This window comes from Pirellulales bacterium (genome assembly GCA_035546535.1).
In the GTDB taxonomy this organism is placed as follows: domain Bacteria; phylum Planctomycetota; class Planctomycetia; order Pirellulales; family JACPPG01; genus JACPPG01.
In genome coordinates this window covers 1-16,236 of sequence record DASZWQ010000041.1, presented here as the reverse complement: position 1 = coordinate 16,236, position 16,236 = coordinate 1, and the positions used below count along the sequence as shown (strand labels likewise).

Sequence of the window (16,236 nt, the reverse complement as noted above, 5' to 3'; positions counted from 1 at the left end):
TTCGTCGGGCAGTCGGTAGTGCATGCAGGCGGTTTTGGCGCAACTGCGCAGCACGTCGGCCACTTCCACGTCGACCGCTTCGTCGCGCGGCGGCGCCACGTTCAGGCGAGCCGTGTCGAGCATGTGATTGATCAGCGAATCAAGCCGCTGGAGGTCGTCGAGCATGAAGCGATGAAAATCGGCCTGCTGCGCGTCGGTGACGTTGCGCCGCGAGAGGGTCTGTACGTACAGCTTCAGCGATGCCAGCGGTGACTTGAGCTCGTGCGTAACGCTGTCGATGAAATTCGATTGTCGCTGGTTCAGCCGGATTTCCTTGATCGAAAGGAGCAAGTACAGCACCACGCCCACCAGAACCAGCGCCAGGAACGTGGTGCCGACCGCCAGGATGGCCCACCAGTAGCCGCTCGAGGAGGTGCGATTGGCGGCCACGACGACAACCACGATCCAACCGACCGTCAGCGCGACCAACAGCACGATCATCACCACGCCCAGCGTGATCGGCCAGCCTAACGAGCGACGGGTGAGCATGCGATCTCTCGGAAAACGAAGGGAAATGCCGTGTTTCAGCGTAGCCCGGGAGAAACGCGTCGAGCAAGGGGTCTGTCCGGCCGGGACCAGGCCGATCCGTTTTTCATGCTGCGCAAGGGTGCAGGCGGGACGCCTGCACCACAAAATACAGACGCGACACGCGGTTGCGGTGCGGCCGTCTCGGCTGCACATGGACCGGGAAGTCGCGGGTTGCCCGAGGGATGCCAGCCCGGTACGCTCGTCGTCAGTTCCACAGCCAGCGAGTTTTGTGATCATACGACAGGGAATGCGGCAGCCTGCCATGAAGTTCGCCATTTGCAACGAGACATTTCTGGATTGGCCGTTCGACAAGGCCTTTGCCTTCGCGCGCGAGTGCGGTTACACGGGCATCGAGATCGCGCCCTTTACGATGGCCAGCGACGCCAAGGAAATCGGCTCGGCCCGCCGCACGGAAGTGCGCCGCCAGGCCGAGGCCGCGGACCTGGAGGTCATCGGGCTGCATTGGCTGCTCGCGAAGACAACGGGCTACTACCTGACGAGCCCCGACCGCGCGGTGCGCGACAAGACGGCGCAATACTTGCGCGACCTGGCGCATTTGTGTCGCGACCTGGGGGGCAAGTTGCTCGTGTTCGGTTCGCCGCAGCAGCGCAACCTGCTGCCGGGCGTGACGCACGAGCAGGCGATGGGGTATGCGGCCGAGGTATTTCAATCGGTGGTGCCGACGTTGGAAGAAACCGACGTCACATTGCTCGTCGAGCCCTTGGGGCCCGCCGAAGGAGATTTCTTGCTAACGGCTGATTTGGGCGCCCAATTGGCCGAAATGGTCGGCTCGTCGCATTGCCGGCTGCATCTGGACTGCAAGGCAATGTCAAGCGAAGCAACGCCCATCCCCGACATCATCCGCAAGCACGCCGCGATGCTGACGCATTTTCACGCCAACGACGCCAACCGCCTGGGACCGGGCTTTGGCGAGATCGATTTCGTGCCGATCTTCGAAGCGCTCGGCGAAATCGATTATCGCGGCTGGGTGTCGGTCGAGGTCTTCGATTACTCGCCCGGCGTCGAACGACTGGCGCGCGAAAGTATCGAGTACATGCAATCGTGCCTGGCGCAAATCGCGGGAAATTGACGAGGAACTATACGTTCACGCGATTGGTAGGGTGCCCTGTGGGCACCAAGACGCCAGAGAACGCACGGCGCGGCGCGGTTTTGCAAGAACCAAGGTTCTGGTGCACTCAGTGCACTCTGCAAACCGTGCACCCTACGAGACGAGCTGCGTTCCTTGTTCAGCCGCTGGCCTTGAGCTCGGCCAGGTGCTGGGCCGTGCCGACCAGGCGATCCCAGTTCTCCTGGATGTACGCCGGCGGACCCCCGATCACGGCAACCGTCTGCGCCACGAGTTCGGTAGGAACCATCTCGATCGCGTCCCACGGGCAAACCGTCAGGTCGTAGGGATCGGTCTTCTTGCGCGGAATGTGGACGCACACTTCGCAGCCGACACAGCGTTCGATGTCGATCTCGCACCAGCTCTGCAAGTTGAACATGTTGTCGTACTGCTGCACTTTCATGATGCAGTCGACCGGACAGACTTCGAGGCACGCCTCGCAGCCGGTGCAGTTATCGGCATTGATAACGGCCAGTTCCTTGGGAAGCTTTTTGCGAGGCCCTTGTTTGGCCATGACGATCGATTCCTACAAACGGGGTTCAGCCGAGGCCGGACAGGCGAAAAAATCGGCCCGCTCAGGCGGCCACAGAAGGATGGCCCGCGCCGGATTTTTGAAGGGCCGGCGGGGCAGCCATCCAATCATAGGGACAAATCGGACGATCGCCAACCGCGACATCACTCGCGGGGTCGCTTCACCGATCGTGGCGACTACGGCGGCCGAAAACGTGGCCGAAATTCCGCTCGCCAGGTGCATAAGCGGGACTTCTGAAGCCGCCGACGAATCGCTGGGACTTCATGCCCTGGCCGGGCAGAACTATAATTCTGGCAACCACTTCAATCGACGGCAGTCACCCGGCTTGTTTACGCCCCAGGAGGGCCATCGGCTTGCGGATTATCCAGTTTCCACACCCCACCTTAAGGCGTGTCTCGAAGCCGCTCCGACGTGTTGACGACGAGCTGCGGCAAATCGTGCGCAACATGTTCGACCTGATGTACCAGGCCAATGGCATCGGGTTGGCCGCCAACCAGGTCGACCTGCCGTACCGGCTGTTCGTCTTGAATCTGACCGGCGACGCGGCTGAAGCCGACGAGGAGCAGGTCTTCATCAACCCGGTGCTGAGCGATCCCAAGGGGACGGCCGAGGCCGAGGAGGGATGCTTGAGCCTGCCAGGCCTGCACGCGCACATCCGCCGGCCCGAGACGATCACCGTGAGCGCCTACGATCTGACGGGCCAGGAAATCGAAGAGACGGTCGACGGGCTCTTCGCTCGCGCGGTGCAACACGAGACCGACCACTTGAACGGCGTGCTGTTCATCGATCGATTGAGCCCCATGGCGCGGCTGGCGCTGAAGGACGAGCTGGAAGAGTTCGAGATCGAGTTTGCCGATCGCCGGCAGCGCGGCGAGATTCCGGACGACGAACGTATTTCGGCGCGCCTGGCGGAGCTGGAAGAATTGCGCACGTGAATCGCTGTCGAGCGGGTGAAATTGACAATCACCCGCGGCGGGTTATTTTTTCCCAGGCCCCGTGCGCGCCGCATACCGCGCACCGCATCGTTTTGCCGCGGTCACAGGGAAAGATATGCCACGCGTGACGAATGTGCGACTGCTGCGTAGCGCGTGCGCGGCAATCCTCCTGGCAGCCTCGGCTGATAGTGCCGTCCATCTGTTCGCCGCCTCGCCGGCCAATACTGCGCAGCCGCGAGTGCTTACCGCGCCGCGCATGTCACCGGCCGCGCGCTCGTCGGCTCCCGTAAATCCGTTGCGTGCGCCGTCGACCGGAAGAGCCGCGCAGCCGGTGCAGGCGACGAAGGTTCGCCAGCCGGAACACCAACGCAGCCCCGTGCCATCGCCGCCTGCACCCGCAAAGACGCTTGCGCCGCCGCCAAAATCTTTCGTGCCGAATACGGGCCGGTTGCAGATTTTCCGTGCGGCTACGAAGGCGGAGCTCGCCGAGCGGGCGCTCGAGCGAAGTCCGCTGTTTCCGCAGGGAACGCCCGCGACCCGCGGGTCCGTCGCGAAGCATGTGATGCGTTATCAGGATGTCGCGCGGGGCGCGGCCCTGGTGCCGATCAAGCCGCGCACGAATGATGCCGCGCCGGCCAGTCCAAACAAGCCTGCTGCGCGCACGCCAGCGCCGGCCCCCGAACCGGAACCGGACTTCGAGCCGGAACTGAAGCGTCTTCCTCCCCTGGACCGCATGGCGCCGCGTCCCAAGCTGCCGCCCGGCGTGAAGCTGCCGCAAGAGCCAATCAAAATCTATCCCGAAACGGATTCTTGATTTGCTTCGGCGTTCCCGCGGTGTTTTTGCACCGCCGATCTTTTTGGATCGCGTCCGACGCCGGCGAACCAAACACGTGGCCTTGCTTCTGGCAGGCGCCTCTCTCCTCTCTTACGATTGAGGCGTTCCGACACCGCCTTTCGATGTTAGCGCGCCATGAGCAGCGAATCCCAGAGTGTCACGCGCGGCGATTCCCGCGACACCGCGCCGCGCTGTGAGTTGCTCGCCGGCACGCTGCACGTACACGTGGCTTTCGATATCGGGGGCGAAGTGAACCTCGATCGAGCGCGGCAGTTGGTGCCCGCCGAATCGCAGAGCCTGCCGCGCCGCCCGCGCACGCCGTCATCGATCGCCTATCGTCCGCCGCCCCTAAGATTCCGCTTGCCGCCGGTGCGGTTGGCGCTCGCCGAGCTGGGCGAAGTCGCGCTATCGGTGGAAGCTACGTTGTTTGATTTTGGCGCAGTGAGCGTGGCGCTGCGAGCCCCCTTTTCGCAATCGCCCGCGGGCCTGGTGCGACTGGCCCGGGCATTGGCCGAGCCGAGCGAGTTGGTGCATGCCGCGCGCCAGGCATTCGCGCCGGTTTATACGAATCTGCTGCCGTCGATTCACCAGCCAGTCTGGAGCGACCTGACCGAGGAGTATTTCGTGTTCCAAGTCGCGCCCGAGGGGCCGCTGCCGGCGCCCGCTGAATTACTGGCCGAGCACGGCGCGTGGCTGGCGGGGCTGGTGCGTTTGGAAGACGAGCCCTTGAGCCCGCAGGAAATCGAGGAGGCGCTGAAAAGCCGCATCAGCTACGGTCCGCGCGATTTGTTCGTGGCCGAGTGGTCGGCGGCGTTCTTGCTCGACCAGGACTGCGGCGAGACGTTGCAGATCATCGAGTTCGCGAATCTGCAATTGCTCGAGTTTCGTTTCCTGGACGAGCAACTCGACCGCCGGCTGGGCGAGGCCTACCGATTGATCCACCCCGTGAGGCGTTCGTTTTTGCCGTTCTGGCGCACTCATGCGCTGCCGCTACGCGCGCTGGGCGAGCTGCGCATGGAAGCGAACGACGTTTTCGAGCGGACCGGCAACGTGCTGAAGCTGGTCGGCGATCAATACCTGGCCCGGGTTTACCGCCTGCTCGCCGGGCGTTTCCACCTGGAAACGTGGGAACGCAGCATCGAGCGGTCGCTGCGAACGATGGAGGACGTGTATTCCATCGTGTCGGATCGGGCCGACACCTTCCGCGCCGAGTTCATGGAAGTGGTGATCATCGTGCTCATCGCGCTGGAGATCATCCTGGCGCTATTCAAAATCGGTTAGCCGCGGCGGACGCACCGGCCGCCAAGATTCTGTAAAATCCGTTGCCGCAATTCTTGCTTACCCGGCGATCGGGCAGTACGCTCGCAGGCGGGCCAACTCGCACGTCACTCGTCTTCTCGCACAACCATTTCAGGAGCGATCTCTTATGCTTCCTGTCCGCGCAACTTCTGGCGATTTCCTGGGAAATGGCGCGCCCGCGGCGCTGCCGTTGAACCGTCCATCGCTCGGTATTCGTTCTCGATTCCACAGAATCGTCGCAACCGTGCTTGCCGCTGGTTTCGTGTTGGCGGTTTACTCCGCGGCCGCCGCTGAGGAGCCCGACTTCCAACGAACCGAGGATGTGATCTACGGCCGCAAATTCGGCACGGCACTCACGATGGACGTGTTTCGACCGGCCAAACAGAACGGCGCGGCGGTGATTTTCTGCGTCAGCGGCGGCTGGTTCTCTTCGCACGAGTCGGTCAACACGGCCTTCGCCGCCGAATTGCTCAAGCGCGGCTACACCGTCTTCGAGGTCGTACACGGTAGCCAGCCCAGGTTCTCCATTCCTGAAGTCCTGCAGGACATGCACCGCGCGGTGCGCTATATTCGCAACCACGCCGCCGATTACGGCGTCGATCCCGATCGCATTGGTATCAGCGGCGCCTCGGCCGGTGGGCATCTGTCGCTCATGCAGGGCACGGCCGGCACCGCGGGCGACTCGTCCGCCAAGGATCCGGTCGATCGCGAAAGCAGCCGCGTGCGGGCGGTGGGCTGCTTTTTTCCGCCGACGGATTTTCTGAATTACGGGCAGCCCGGCGAAAACGCCATCGGCCGCGGCGTGCTGAAAAATTTCCGCGCCCCGTTCGATTTCGTGGAGTTCGACAACGAGACCAAGCATTTCGTGCCGATCACCGACGAATCCAAAATCACGGAAATCGGCAAGCAGATTTCGCCGGTGAACCATGTCACGCCCGACGATCCGCCCACGCTGATCATCCACGGCGATGCGGACAAGCTCGTGCCGATCCAGCAGGCGCAGCTGATCATCGACAAGCTGAAAGAGGCCGGCGTGCCGGCGGAGTTGGTCGTTAAAGAGGGGCAAGCGCATGGCTGGCCCAACCTGCCCGCCGAAATGGTCACGATCGCCGATTGGTTCGACAAGCACTTGGCCGCGCCCGCGGCGGCCAACTGAGCTGCGAAGAACGCGAAGAGGCACCGCGTCCCAATCCACCTCGAGCAACGCCTTGTCAGCAAGGGGCCTGACATGCCACGGGCCATCTTCATCACCGGCTACCCGGGCTTCATTGCCGGACAGTTGTTGCATCGCTTCTTGTCCGAGCCCGAGACGACCGTCCGCCTGCTGGTCATCCCGGCGATGCGCGGCGCGGCCGAGGCGGCGCGCGACGCCCTTCCCGAGGGACGCGACCGTACCGAGATCGTTCTGGGCGATATCACGCGTCCCCAACTGGGCCTCGACGAAGCCACGCGCCGCCGGCTCGCCGAGGAGGTCGACACCGTCTATCACCTGGCCGCGATCTATGATCTGGCCACGCCGCACGCCATCTCGCGGCTGGTCAACGTCACCGGCACCGAGCACGTGCTCGATTTTTGCGAATCGCTGCCGCGCCTATCGCGGCTGATCTATTTCTCGACGGCCTACGTTTCCGGCACGCGCACCGGCCGTGTGCTGGAGGACGAACTGGAACAAGCCCGCAGTTGGAAGAACTACTACGAGCTTACTAAGTGGGAAGCCGAAGTCGCGGTGCGTGCGCGCTGGAGCCGCATTCCGACGGTGATCATCCGGCCGGGCGTCGTTTCCGGCGATTCGCGCACGGGCGAAATCAATAAATACGACGGCCCCTACTTCATCATCCGCACGCTGGTGGCGCTTGAGCAAAAGGGCTGGGTCCGCTGGAGCCGGTACTTCTGGTACGGTGGCCGCGAGACGCGTTTCTACATGGTGCCGGTCGATTTCATTTGCGACGCCACGGAATATCTTGCCAAGAAGCCCGGCGCGGCCGGCAAAGCGTATCACGTGCTCCCCAATCCGCCGGTGCGAATGGGGGAATTGGCCGCGGCGATGTTCGCCTGCTTCGGCGTGAAGCCGCCTCCGTACAGCGCGCCACCCTGGCTCGGCAAGCTGTCGTTCAAAATGTTTCCGGCCTTGTCGCGGGCACTCGAGTTACCGCCCGAGGTGTTCGCCTACATGAAGCACGATGTCGAATACGACACGCGCAATCTCGACGCGGCGCTGGCCGGCTCGGGCATTCATTGCCCGGCGCCGTGCGACTGTGTTCCGGCGATGGTCGATTTCGTGCGCAAGCATCCGGAGATTCCTGCCAATTTCGGGGCCAACGCCACCAGCCTGCGCGAGAAGGTGACGACGACCGCGTCATGACGGCCTTAGCGGCCCGCGCTGGCGACATCGGCCGCTTACGACTGCTGCATCTCGCGTTGGGCCCCCAACATCATTCGATTGAGTGGGCCGCCACGGAACAGCAGTTCGTTGAGCGCTTCCTCGATATCCGACCACTCCAATTCGTTCGAAGCGGCGCGTTCCAGATGAAACTGCGTCGCGCGTCGCAACAACTCTTTGATGAACGCGGCGCTAACGCCTTCCGTTCGGGCCACGACGGACTGCATCACGCCTGGAGCCAGTTCGATACCGCCGGCATAGAGGCGCACGAGCTTTTCTCGTCCGGCTTCGTCCGGCACCGGGAACTCGATGGCCTGATCAATGCGGCCCGGGCGCGAAGCGAGGGCAAATTCCAACGCCTCTGGACGATTGGTCGTCAGAATGAAGATCACGTCGACGTTCTCCTTCAAACCGTCCATCTCGTTGAGCAGCTTGTTGAGAAGCACCTCTTCGCACACGCTATTCATATCGGCGCGGTTGCGGGCAATCAGGTCGACGTCTTCGAGCACGACGACGCTCGGCTGCAGCAGGCGAGCCAGCGTCATGTACATGTCGAGTAGCCCCACCTGCTCGGCCGAGATCAACAGCATCGTATGGCCCGGAAGTGCGCGAGAGAGGTAATGGATCGTATGCGTTTTACCGGTCCCAGGAGGGCCGTAAAACAGCAGGCCCTTCTTGGTCGACAGTCCCAGCGCGGCCAATTTCGCCCGCTGGTCGATGAAGCGCAGGACGTTACGTTCCAAGAGCTCAAGCGTCGCTAACGGCAGTATGATTTGATCGCGAGTGACGAACCGAAGCTTGTGAACAGTAATGCCCGTGCTCATACCGCTGTAGGACGGAGACGCTTCCAACGACAGAATCTTGCCGCGATACGAGGCCGCTTGACGGACACCTTCTTCCAACGCCTGAAAGAACCGCTCGACGCGCCGGCTTGCTGCCGGGTCGTTCCGCGTCGCAACTTGGACCTTCAGTCGCGGCGGCTCGCCGTAAGTACCCGCGAAAGTCACGAGGATGGCCAGTGGTTCACTTTCTTCGTTGGTTAACCACAGTCCGTTTTTCAGGCAGCAAACCGGTCGCTCGTCGCCGATGTCCAACTCTTCGAATTCCGGGGGCACCGCCTGGGCCGGATAGTGTTCCGAGTGCAGCAGGTCGGCGAACGACATTTGACCGTGATGATATTCCCGCCGTACGCCGGTGAAATAGGGCGCTCGGCCGTTACCGTCGAAGTGCCGCGCCATCGCCTGTTGCAGATCGGCGCGGACATGAAACGGAAACTCGCGCTCGGCTATCCTAAGGTCATTGAGTGAGATCGGATGAAAGTGGCGTTGAATCAAGACGTCAACCCGCGGCAACACGGCTGGCGCGGAGCGACGCCGATACCGGTTCCAGACGACCGCGGTACCGAGCGCGCCGAAATAACCAATTGCAAGCATCACCGCAAGCATGACGTAGTACATGACCGATGCTCCGCGTCGCGCGAGTTGAAATGAAATCTCCCGAAGAGGAGGTCGTCCCCCTCAGAAAGGTTCACACCGTCCATCCTACGGGGTGGTCGCGGCCGCAACCAATCGCGCATGAAAAAACCGCGGCCGGCCCTTGCGAGCACGGTCGCGGTTTTTAAATCCAACCTCTCGCCGATTGCGACGGTGGAGTCGCTGCGAGACGAACGAAGGTCAGGCAGTGCTGAGCACGGCCGGTCTAAGGACCTCGGTCCACGCTTTTTGGGTTGGCACCTCCGACGGAATTTCAGGCGAGAGGGATGGTTCGAAGTCGCAGTGGAATGCACATTACATCGGCCGGATAGCCCGGCGGGTACGGCGGAAGTTCCGACTTTTTTCCGCCGCCCCGCCGGATTCGTTCTGCAACCCGGCAATAACATTCTACCGCGCGACTGCTTAGGGCGATTGCCCCTCGAACGAAAATCTCAGGTGCCGCGATGGACACCGCACAAGACGTGCCAAAGGAAAAAGGTCCCGCGGCTTTTGCGTACCGGCTATTTCGGCTTGCGTGGGCGCGTCGCCGCAAAGTCGTCCCGATCCTCAAGGTCGGCCGCTAATCGCTCGATGGCGATGTTCAGTCGCTCGGGAGTTTCGTACGTGCCGGCCGCGATTTCTCGGCGAATTCGCACTAACCGCTCGTCCCGTGTTTCGCTCTGGTAGTCTGTCATTTCTTCAGCATTCATTACGTGCAACCTGCGGCACGGGGTCACTGAGGATTCATGGCCTGGCCGACGTGTCGCGGCGCCCGGATCGTCGAATCGCCGCTTTAGGATTTCTTTTCTACCACCCAGATATTGCGGAACCGCACCGGGTTACCGTGATTCTGCAGTTGCAGCGGCCCTTCGCCCGGTGCCTCTTGTGGGGCACCGCCGGGTGTGAGCTTGGGGAGCTCGAAGTTTTCGTGGATCGGCACGCCGTTGTGCCGGACCGTGACGACGGCGTTTTTCGTTTTGTTGCCGGCATCGTCAAAGCGGGCCGCCGTAAAGTCTATGTCATACGTCTGCCAGGCGAGCGGCGGAAAGCACATGTTGACGTCTGGCTTCTTGATGGAATAGAACCCGCCGCACTCGTTGTCCTGTCCCTCCAGTCCGAACGAATCGAGCACCTGCACTTCGTAACGATTCTGCAGGTAGACGCCGCTGTTGCCGCGCCCTTGGCCGCGCGCCTTCGGCATGAACGGCGTCTGAAATTCGATGTGCAGCTGGAAATCCTTAAAGCTCTGCTTGCTCGTGCAGCCGACTTCCAACAAACCGTCGTCGGAGAGCCGACCGCCGTTCCATTTATCGGCCGATGTGCCGTCAAACAGGACGATCGCGCCTGCAGGTGGTTTCGCGCCGAGCGTGGGGCTTGTGCGTTCGATGCGCTTTAGTTCGCCGATTTTATTGCCGGCCAGGTCGAAGATCGTCGCGACTCCCTTGTCGATCTTCCCCGTCCGCTCTTGGCCTGCGATCGCCGTCACACCGTTTTTAGTTTCGCCGACGTGATACAGGCGCCCCCGCTGCTTCCAACCCGCGCCAGGCAACCCGCCGGGGTACACGAAGACGTCGAACTTGCCGTCCCCGAGGGCGACGACGTGTCCGCCGATGTGATCCGGGTTGTTTTTGCCCGTTATCTCGCCCACGTACTCGCCTTGCACCTGGTAGTCTGGACCGGCATCCGCGGCCTTCGTCGCGACCAGGGGCGAGCTATCCGCGGCACGCAAGGCAACAAGCGGGCCGACAATACTCGTGAGAAAAACCAGAGCCGAAATCAGGCGGGGGCGGATCATGATGCAATCCTCGGACAATGCGATGGAAGGATTTTCTGATACACGGTTCGAGACACTTGATCAATCCGTCAGCGCAGATGCCGGCACGGGAAACGATTTGCACAAGGTCGATACTTCGCCGCGAATGCGCTTGACGGTCGTGGGATCGTCGGCACCTTTCAGCGCCGCGATCATCCATGCCCCTACACGTTTCATTTCTTCGGTCCCCATGCCGCGCGTGGTCAGGGCCGGCGTGCCGACGCGAATGCCCGACGGGTCCATCGGCTTCCGCTCGTCGAAGGGGATCATGTTTTTGTTGACGGTGATGCCGCACAGGTCGAGGACTTCTTCCGCCTTCTTGCCGCCAATTCCCAAAGGCGTGACGTCGACCAACATCAAGTGGTTGTCGGTGCCGCCGCTGACCAGGCGCACGCCTCCAGCCAATAGCGCCTCGGCCAGGACCTTGGCATTGGCGATGATGCGCTTGGCATAGTCCTTGAAGTCCGGTCGCAACGCCTCGCCGAAGCAGATGGCCTTGCCCGCCACCACGTGCATCAGCGGCCCCCCTTGGATGCCGGGGAACAAGTTGCGATCCAGGTCCTTGGCGTATTCTTCTTTGCACATCGAAAGGCCACCGCGCGGTCCGCGCAAGGTCTTGTGCGTGGTCGTTGTGACAAAATCGGCCACCGGCACCGGGCTGTTGTGCAGGCCGGCCGCCACCAGCCCGGCGTAGTGCGCCATATCGACGAACAGCTTCGCACCACAATCCCGGGCAATCTGGGCGAATTTGTCGTGCGGAATCTCGCGCGGATAAGCACTTGCCCCGGCCACGATCATTTTCGGCTTGTGCTCTTTCGCCAGCCGAGCCACCTGGTCGAAGTCGATGCGGTGGTCTTCGCGGCGCACGCCGTAATTGAGAAAGTGATACAGCCGGCCCGAAATATTGAGCTTCATGCCGTGCGTCAAGTGGCCGCCGTGTGCCAGATCCAGGCCCAGCACGGCGTCCCCCGGCTCGAGTGCTGTGAGGTACACACACAAGTTGGCCTGGCTCCCCGAGTGCGGCTGGACATTGGCATGCTCGGCGCCGAACAGCTTTTTGGCGCGGTCGCGGGCGAGGTCCTCGACAACGTCCACGCACTGGCAGCCGCCGTAATAGCGCCGGCCGGGATAGCCCTCGGCGTATTTGTTCGTGAGCACGCTGCCCACGGCCTGCATCACCGCGGGACTGGTGTAGTTTTCGCTGGCGATCATTTCCAGGCCGTCTTCCTGGCGCTCGATCTCGCCGGCAATCGCGGCCCACACTGCAGGATCTTCTTTTTCGACGAAATTCATGGGGTCGCCAGCTCCTCAGGGGCAATGATCGAAGCGCGCGCCAGCCGCACAGAGTCGACCTGATCAGGAAGCGATGTATTCTCGGAACGAGCGGCGAGGTCGTCAATCGGCCTCGGCGCTGGGCAGAAATCGTGCTCCGCGCGAACCGCTAAACGCGCGTTGTTCGACGGCCTTTTAACCGCCGGCCTCGCCCGGCGTTTGCCCGAGCATTTCGCCCGGCCGCACCGGGTGGCCGCGCAAGAAATCGGCCACGGCCATCATTTGCCGGCCGGCCGGCTGCACTTGCAAAATCGATACGGCCCCCTCCCCCGCGGCGATGAGCAGCTTCTGCTTATCAGCCTCGACCACCCTGCCCGGCGCGGCAGGTGATGCAAGAGTCCGAGCGTCAACACGGCCGAAGATCAGCCTCATCGGCGCGGCGCCCGCGCGCAACCAGTCGGTGCTGGCGCGCGGCCAGGGTTGCAAAGCACGCACCTGGTTCTTGATTTCCAAGGCCGTGCGCGACCAGTCGATCGCGCCATCGGTCTTGCGCAGGCGGCGCGCTTTGGTAGCGAGCGCCAAGTCTTGCGGAATCGCCGCCGCGTTACCAGCTTCGAGTGATCGAATCGTTTCGACGACCAACGGCGCGCCCAGGTCCGCCAGACGCGTTTCCAGCTCGACGGCGTTTTCGTCCGGATCGATGGGCGTGCGGGCTTGTGCGAGCACCGGGCCGGCATCAACTTTCGGCGTCATGTGAATCGTACTGACGCCGGTCTCGGTTTCGCCGCGATAGATGGCCCAATTGATCGGCGCGGCACCGCGATACTTTGGCAACAAGGATCCGTGCAGATTGATCGCGCCGCGTGGTGCAAGTCCCAGTGTCTCCGCCGACAGGATCTGCCCATAGTCGGCGACCACGAACATGTCCGCATTCCAGGCGGCCAGGCTCGCGCGCGATTCCGCCGAGTTCACATCCTCGGGATCGAACACCGGCGTGCCCCGCCGCGCCGCTTCGTCGCGTAACGGGCTCGTCGCGGCGACCACCTTGCCGCGCACCACGCGCGCCGGTTGCGTCACCAGGCCGACAACGGCATGCTCGGTTTCGAAAAGCGCACGAAACGTCGGTGCAGCAAACGGGCCAGTTCCGAACATTACCAGTCGCATGAAAGTCGCTCTCTTACACGGGTGGACTGTCACACATTTGCTGCCGGAGTTCGGGTGCCATGGCTGCGCTCGCCGTGGCCATGCTGAACTGGCAAGAGGTCGAACCACATGCTCATTCGCTTCGTGAGCATGGCACCCCTTATCTTAAGTTCGACAGTCCACTAGCCCGAAGCGCCAGCGAGGGAGGCTGAAGACAAGGAAAGAGTCCTCGCCGTCGCGCCGCGGGGGTTCGCCGGGTTGTCTAGTCTATCGGCGCTGCGGGTCGTTGGTCGCCGGCTGGCGGCTGCCGGTTTTCGTCTTCGCAGTGCCATTTTGCTTGGCGGCTGCTTTGGGCGCCGGCTTCTTGGCGGGGGCTTTCGTGGTCGACTTGTTCCCAGGGCGCGCCGGGGCGGCAGGGCGGCCGCTGGGTGAGGTCTTCTTCGCCGGCGCGGTGGCAACCGCCGGTTTCTTCTTGTCGGGGTTTGCCGGCGGTTCGGGCTTTTTCGTCACCTCGCCCGCCGGTGCCTCAGCGGCACCGCTCTCCTTGGCGGCGCTCTCCGTGCCCTCGGCGGCGGGCTTGCTCTCGTCGGCTTGGTCGGCTTTGGGCTTTGGTGCCGCTGCCGCGACGCGGGCCGCCGGTTTGCCTTCAGGCAGCAGTTCTTCGGTGAACCGCGTCACGTAGTGCAGGCTACTCGCTTCGCCCTGGAAGCCGATCACGCGCTTGTCGATGTCGGTCTGCTGGCCGACGACGCGGCCGGCGGCAATGTCGAAACGCACGGTTCCATCAATTACGTGCTGAATCAATTGCGCTTCGAGCGCCGGATCGCGGATTGGCGTCAGCACGATCGTCTCGACCTTGATCGTGGCGATGCCGTTATCGACGGACATGAGCGTGAAATCTTGCCGGGTCTTTACTTGCTTGGTGCTGCCGTCCTTTTGCCGCACGCTGGTGTCATGCGGAAACGACCAGACGTCATTTATCGCCACGGATTTCTCGGGAAGCGGAATGGTCATTTCGCCGGTCGAGGCACCGGGCTGCGCGCGTTCTTCATGACGCTTGACGACATGCCCACGATTGTCGAGCACGATCGTGCTCAGTGGGACGTCGACGGCCTTGGCAACGTCTTCGAACTCCGCGGGGATAAGCGTATCGGTCTCGCTGTTGTAATGGACGTCCTGCCGGCCGCTGACGCTTTGACGCATGTCGACGCTCTCGACCGAATGGACGAACGTGGCCTGGCCGGCCGTCTCGTCGACTTCTTTCACCTGCCACAGCTTGACCGATTCGCTGCGCGTCTCGGCCGTTTGCGTCGTGCCGGACACGGTCGTGCGCACCAGCGCCTGGTGTACGACCCGCCAGCGGATCGTTTCGTTGGGTCGGAACGAGTAGCGCAGCACATACTTGGGAGTTTCGCTGGCCAGCTTTTCTTGCGCGGCCGTATCATCGGCTGCCGCCGCTAGTGCTGATAGAAACAAGCCGATCGAGAGCGACGAAAACACGCGGAGAGTGCGGCTCATCCTGCTCGCATCCTTTCGAGTCAGTAGCGAAGGTCGTGAAGCTATCAGGGACGCACGACTGGCTCAGTGATCGTTGAGATGCAACTGACCGCCCCAGCCGAGCTTTTCGCGGAGGGTGCGATAATACCCGTGACCGGGAACTTCGACCAGCTTGAATCGTGGAACGGCGCGCTCCACGCGCACCCGGTCGCCTGCCAGCAGCTTGTGAACGGCCCGGCCATCGACGACCACCGCGCTCCCTTCATGAGGTTGCGGCACCACCAGCTCGAAGCGCCGGTCGGCGCAGTCGATCACGGGTCGGTTGGTGAGCGTATGTGGGCTGATTGCTAGCACGAGGAATGCTTGCAGGTCCTTGCGCAGGATCGGCCCGCCGGCCGACAGGCTGTGCGCGGTCGAGCCGACGGGCGTGCTGATCAACAGTCCGTCGCAACTGTAGGTGGTGATCAGCTCGTCATCGGCGTAAAGATGGATGTCGAGGATGGCGAAGGGCGCCCCGGCAAGGATCCCAACCTCGTTCAATCCGAGATGCTGGCAGATGACGGCTCCCTCGCGCTCGATGGTACACTCGAACATCAAGTGCTCGACGACTCGATACTCGCCACGGCAAATCCGCGGCAGGACTTCCAAGAGCCTCTCGACCGAGAGATCCGCCAGGAATCCGAGCTTGCCCAGATTGACGGCCACGACCGGCAACTGGCGATAGGCCATCTGATGCGCGGCGCGCAGGATCGAGCCATCACCGCCGAAGACAATCACCAGATCGGCGTCTACCTCCGCGAGCGATTCGGTGAAAGCCAAATCCCACAGCACGATGTCGGCACTGGCCGCGATCACCGAGCGCATGCGTTCGGCCTGTTCGCGAATCGCCGCGCGATCGCCGTAGCCCAACACGATGACGCGCGGGCGATCGACGGCTGCTTCGGTGGAATTCAAGGCTTCGGTGCGGCTCATGTACCGATCATAGCGCAGGGGAAAGCCTGACGGCAAGCAAGGCAGCGGGCAGTTGGTGACCTAGGGCCACTCGTCCTCGTCGCGCTTCGCGGCTTTCGTTTCGAGGCTGTCCAGGACTTTTTCGGCATATCGCAATGCCCGTTCGGCTCTTGGGAGAAAGACATTTTTTACCCAATCTTTGTGCGGAGGTAGCTCTTCTCCGTTCCTGAACTTCACGCTGAACAGTGGTCGAAACCGATGCCAATCGGCATGTCAGTACTGTCCGGTTAGAAGTCGAATAGGCGTCGTTGGTTAGGGTCGGGGTCTGTACGGTTTTGGTGTTGTGAGGTGGAAAGTAGCTGTAAAAGTGGGGTTTTCTCGAAGGTATTGACAGACAAGATTTGGAGGATTTCG

General features: G+C 62.4%; 15 protein-coding genes. 6 read left to right on the top strand and 9 right to left on the bottom strand.

Annotation, left to right across the window (positions count from 1 at the left end; translation table 11 throughout):
- Positions 1–528 (bottom strand): histidine kinase dimerization/phospho-acceptor domain-containing protein (locus tag VHD36_05325; GenBank protein ID HVU86718.1); only part of this gene is annotated, 528 nt, incomplete at its 3' end.
- Positions 529–829: 301 nt separating this feature from the next.
- Here VHD36_05325 and VHD36_05320 point away from each other — a divergent pair.
- Positions 830–1,657: a sugar phosphate isomerase/epimerase family protein gene (locus VHD36_05320; GenBank protein ID HVU86717.1), complete on the top strand. Its 828-nt coding sequence runs from the start codon at positions 830–832 to the stop codon at positions 1,655–1,657.
- A 157-nt stretch (positions 1,658–1,814) separates the two neighbouring features.
- Here VHD36_05320 and VHD36_05315 read toward each other — a convergent pair whose 3' ends face one another.
- The gene (locus VHD36_05315; protein ID HVU86716.1) at positions 1,815–2,207 is read right to left on the bottom strand and encodes a 4Fe-4S binding protein; all 393 of its coding nucleotides are present in this window, start codon (positions 2,205–2,207) and stop codon (positions 1,815–1,817) included.
- A 371-nt stretch (positions 2,208–2,578) separates the two neighbouring features.
- On the opposite strand from VHD36_05315, the gene def reads away from it, so the two are divergent.
- From def to VHD36_05290, 5 genes are all read left to right on the top strand, one after another.
- The gene (def, locus tag VHD36_05310; GenBank protein HVU86715.1) at positions 2,579–3,160 is read left to right on the top strand and encodes a peptide deformylase; all 582 of its coding nucleotides are present in this window, start codon (positions 2,579–2,581) and stop codon (positions 3,158–3,160) included.
- A gap of 115 nt (positions 3,161–3,275) precedes the next feature.
- The gene (locus tag VHD36_05305) at positions 3,276–3,974 is read left to right on the top strand and encodes a hypothetical protein (GenBank protein ID HVU86714.1); all 699 of its coding nucleotides are present in this window, start codon (positions 3,276–3,278) and stop codon (positions 3,972–3,974) included.
- A gap of 156 nt (positions 3,975–4,130) precedes the next feature.
- Positions 4,131–5,276: a hypothetical protein gene (locus VHD36_05300; protein ID HVU86713.1), complete on the top strand. Its 1,146-nt coding sequence runs from the start codon at positions 4,131–4,133 to the stop codon at positions 5,274–5,276.
- Positions 5,277–5,421: 145 nt separating this feature from the next.
- A complete protein-coding gene (locus tag VHD36_05295; GenBank protein ID HVU86712.1) occupies positions 5,422–6,450 on the top strand; it encodes an alpha/beta hydrolase in 1,029 nt (342 codons plus the stop codon).
- 72 nt (positions 6,451–6,522) lie between these two features.
- Positions 6,523–7,656, top strand: coding sequence for an SDR family oxidoreductase (locus VHD36_05290; protein HVU86711.1), 1,134 nt, complete (start codon positions 6,523–6,525; stop codon positions 7,654–7,656).
- Positions 7,657–7,691: 35 nt separating this feature from the next.
- Here the strand turns inward: VHD36_05290 and VHD36_05285 are convergent, their stop codons facing one another.
- From VHD36_05285 to VHD36_05255, 7 genes are all read right to left on the bottom strand, one after another.
- Positions 7,692–9,131 carry an ATP-binding protein gene (locus tag VHD36_05285; protein ID HVU86710.1) on the bottom strand — a complete coding sequence of 480 codons (1,440 nt, stop codon included), beginning with the start codon at positions 9,129–9,131 and terminating at the stop codon, positions 7,692–7,694.
- Between the two features lie 536 nt (positions 9,132–9,667).
- Positions 9,668–9,856, bottom strand: coding sequence for a hypothetical protein (locus VHD36_05280; protein ID HVU86709.1), 189 nt, complete (start codon positions 9,854–9,856; stop codon positions 9,668–9,670).
- A gap of 83 nt (positions 9,857–9,939) precedes the next feature.
- The gene (locus VHD36_05275) at positions 9,940–10,941 is read right to left on the bottom strand and encodes a DUF1080 domain-containing protein (GenBank protein ID HVU86708.1); all 1,002 of its coding nucleotides are present in this window, start codon (positions 10,939–10,941) and stop codon (positions 9,940–9,942) included.
- A gap of 60 nt (positions 10,942–11,001) precedes the next feature.
- Positions 11,002–12,252, bottom strand: coding sequence for a serine hydroxymethyltransferase (gene glyA, locus VHD36_05270; GenBank protein HVU86707.1), 1,251 nt, complete (start codon positions 12,250–12,252; stop codon positions 11,002–11,004).
- A gap of 174 nt (positions 12,253–12,426) precedes the next feature.
- Positions 12,427–13,395 carry a methionyl-tRNA formyltransferase gene (gene fmt, locus VHD36_05265; protein ID HVU86706.1) on the bottom strand — a complete coding sequence of 323 codons (969 nt, stop codon included), beginning with the start codon at positions 13,393–13,395 and terminating at the stop codon, positions 12,427–12,429.
- Between the two features lie 246 nt (positions 13,396–13,641).
- Positions 13,642–14,892, bottom strand: coding sequence for a hypothetical protein (locus VHD36_05260; GenBank protein HVU86705.1), 1,251 nt, complete (start codon positions 14,890–14,892; stop codon positions 13,642–13,644).
- 63 nt (positions 14,893–14,955) lie between these two features.
- On the bottom strand, positions 14,956–15,843 hold the full coding sequence (locus VHD36_05255) for an NAD(+)/NADH kinase (GenBank protein HVU86704.1): 888 nt from the start codon (positions 15,841–15,843) through the stop codon (positions 14,956–14,958).
- Between the last annotated feature and the right edge of the window lie 393 nt (positions 15,844–16,236).

Bases quoted from the DNA above. Each gene is read 5' to 3' on its own strand.
- VHD36_05320 (HVU86717.1), top strand. From the start codon at position 830: ATGAAGTTCGCCATTTGCAACGAGACATTTCTGGATTGGCCGTTCGAC.
- VHD36_05315 (HVU86716.1), bottom strand. From the start codon at position 2,207: ATGGCCAAACAAGGGCCTCGCAAAAAGCTTCCCAAGGAACTGGCCGTT.
- VHD36_05305 (HVU86714.1), top strand. From the start codon at position 3,276: ATGCCACGCGTGACGAATGTGCGACTGCTGCGTAGCGCGTGCGCGGCA.
- VHD36_05300 (HVU86713.1), top strand. From the start codon at position 4,131: ATGAGCAGCGAATCCCAGAGTGTCACGCGCGGCGATTCCCGCGACACC.
- VHD36_05295 (HVU86712.1), top strand. From the start codon at position 5,422: ATGCTTCCTGTCCGCGCAACTTCTGGCGATTTCCTGGGAAATGGCGCG.
- VHD36_05290 (HVU86711.1), top strand. From the start codon at position 6,523: ATGCCACGGGCCATCTTCATCACCGGCTACCCGGGCTTCATTGCCGGA.
- VHD36_05285 (HVU86710.1), bottom strand. From the start codon at position 9,131: ATGTACTACGTCATGCTTGCGGTGATGCTTGCAATTGGTTATTTCGGC.
- VHD36_05280 (HVU86709.1), bottom strand. From the start codon at position 9,856: ATGAATGCTGAAGAAATGACAGACTACCAGAGCGAAACACGGGACGAG.
- VHD36_05275 (HVU86708.1), bottom strand. From the start codon at position 10,941: ATGATCCGCCCCCGCCTGATTTCGGCTCTGGTTTTTCTCACGAGTATT.
- glyA (HVU86707.1), bottom strand. From the start codon at position 12,252: ATGAATTTCGTCGAAAAAGAAGATCCTGCAGTGTGGGCCGCGATTGCC.
- fmt (HVU86706.1), bottom strand. From the start codon at position 13,395: ATGCGACTGGTAATGTTCGGAACTGGCCCGTTTGCTGCACCGACGTTT.
- VHD36_05260 (HVU86705.1), bottom strand. From the start codon at position 14,892: ATGAGCCGCACTCTCCGCGTGTTTTCGTCGCTCTCGATCGGCTTGTTT.
- VHD36_05255 (HVU86704.1), bottom strand. From the start codon at position 15,843: ATGAGCCGCACCGAAGCCTTGAATTCCACCGAAGCAGCCGTCGATCGC.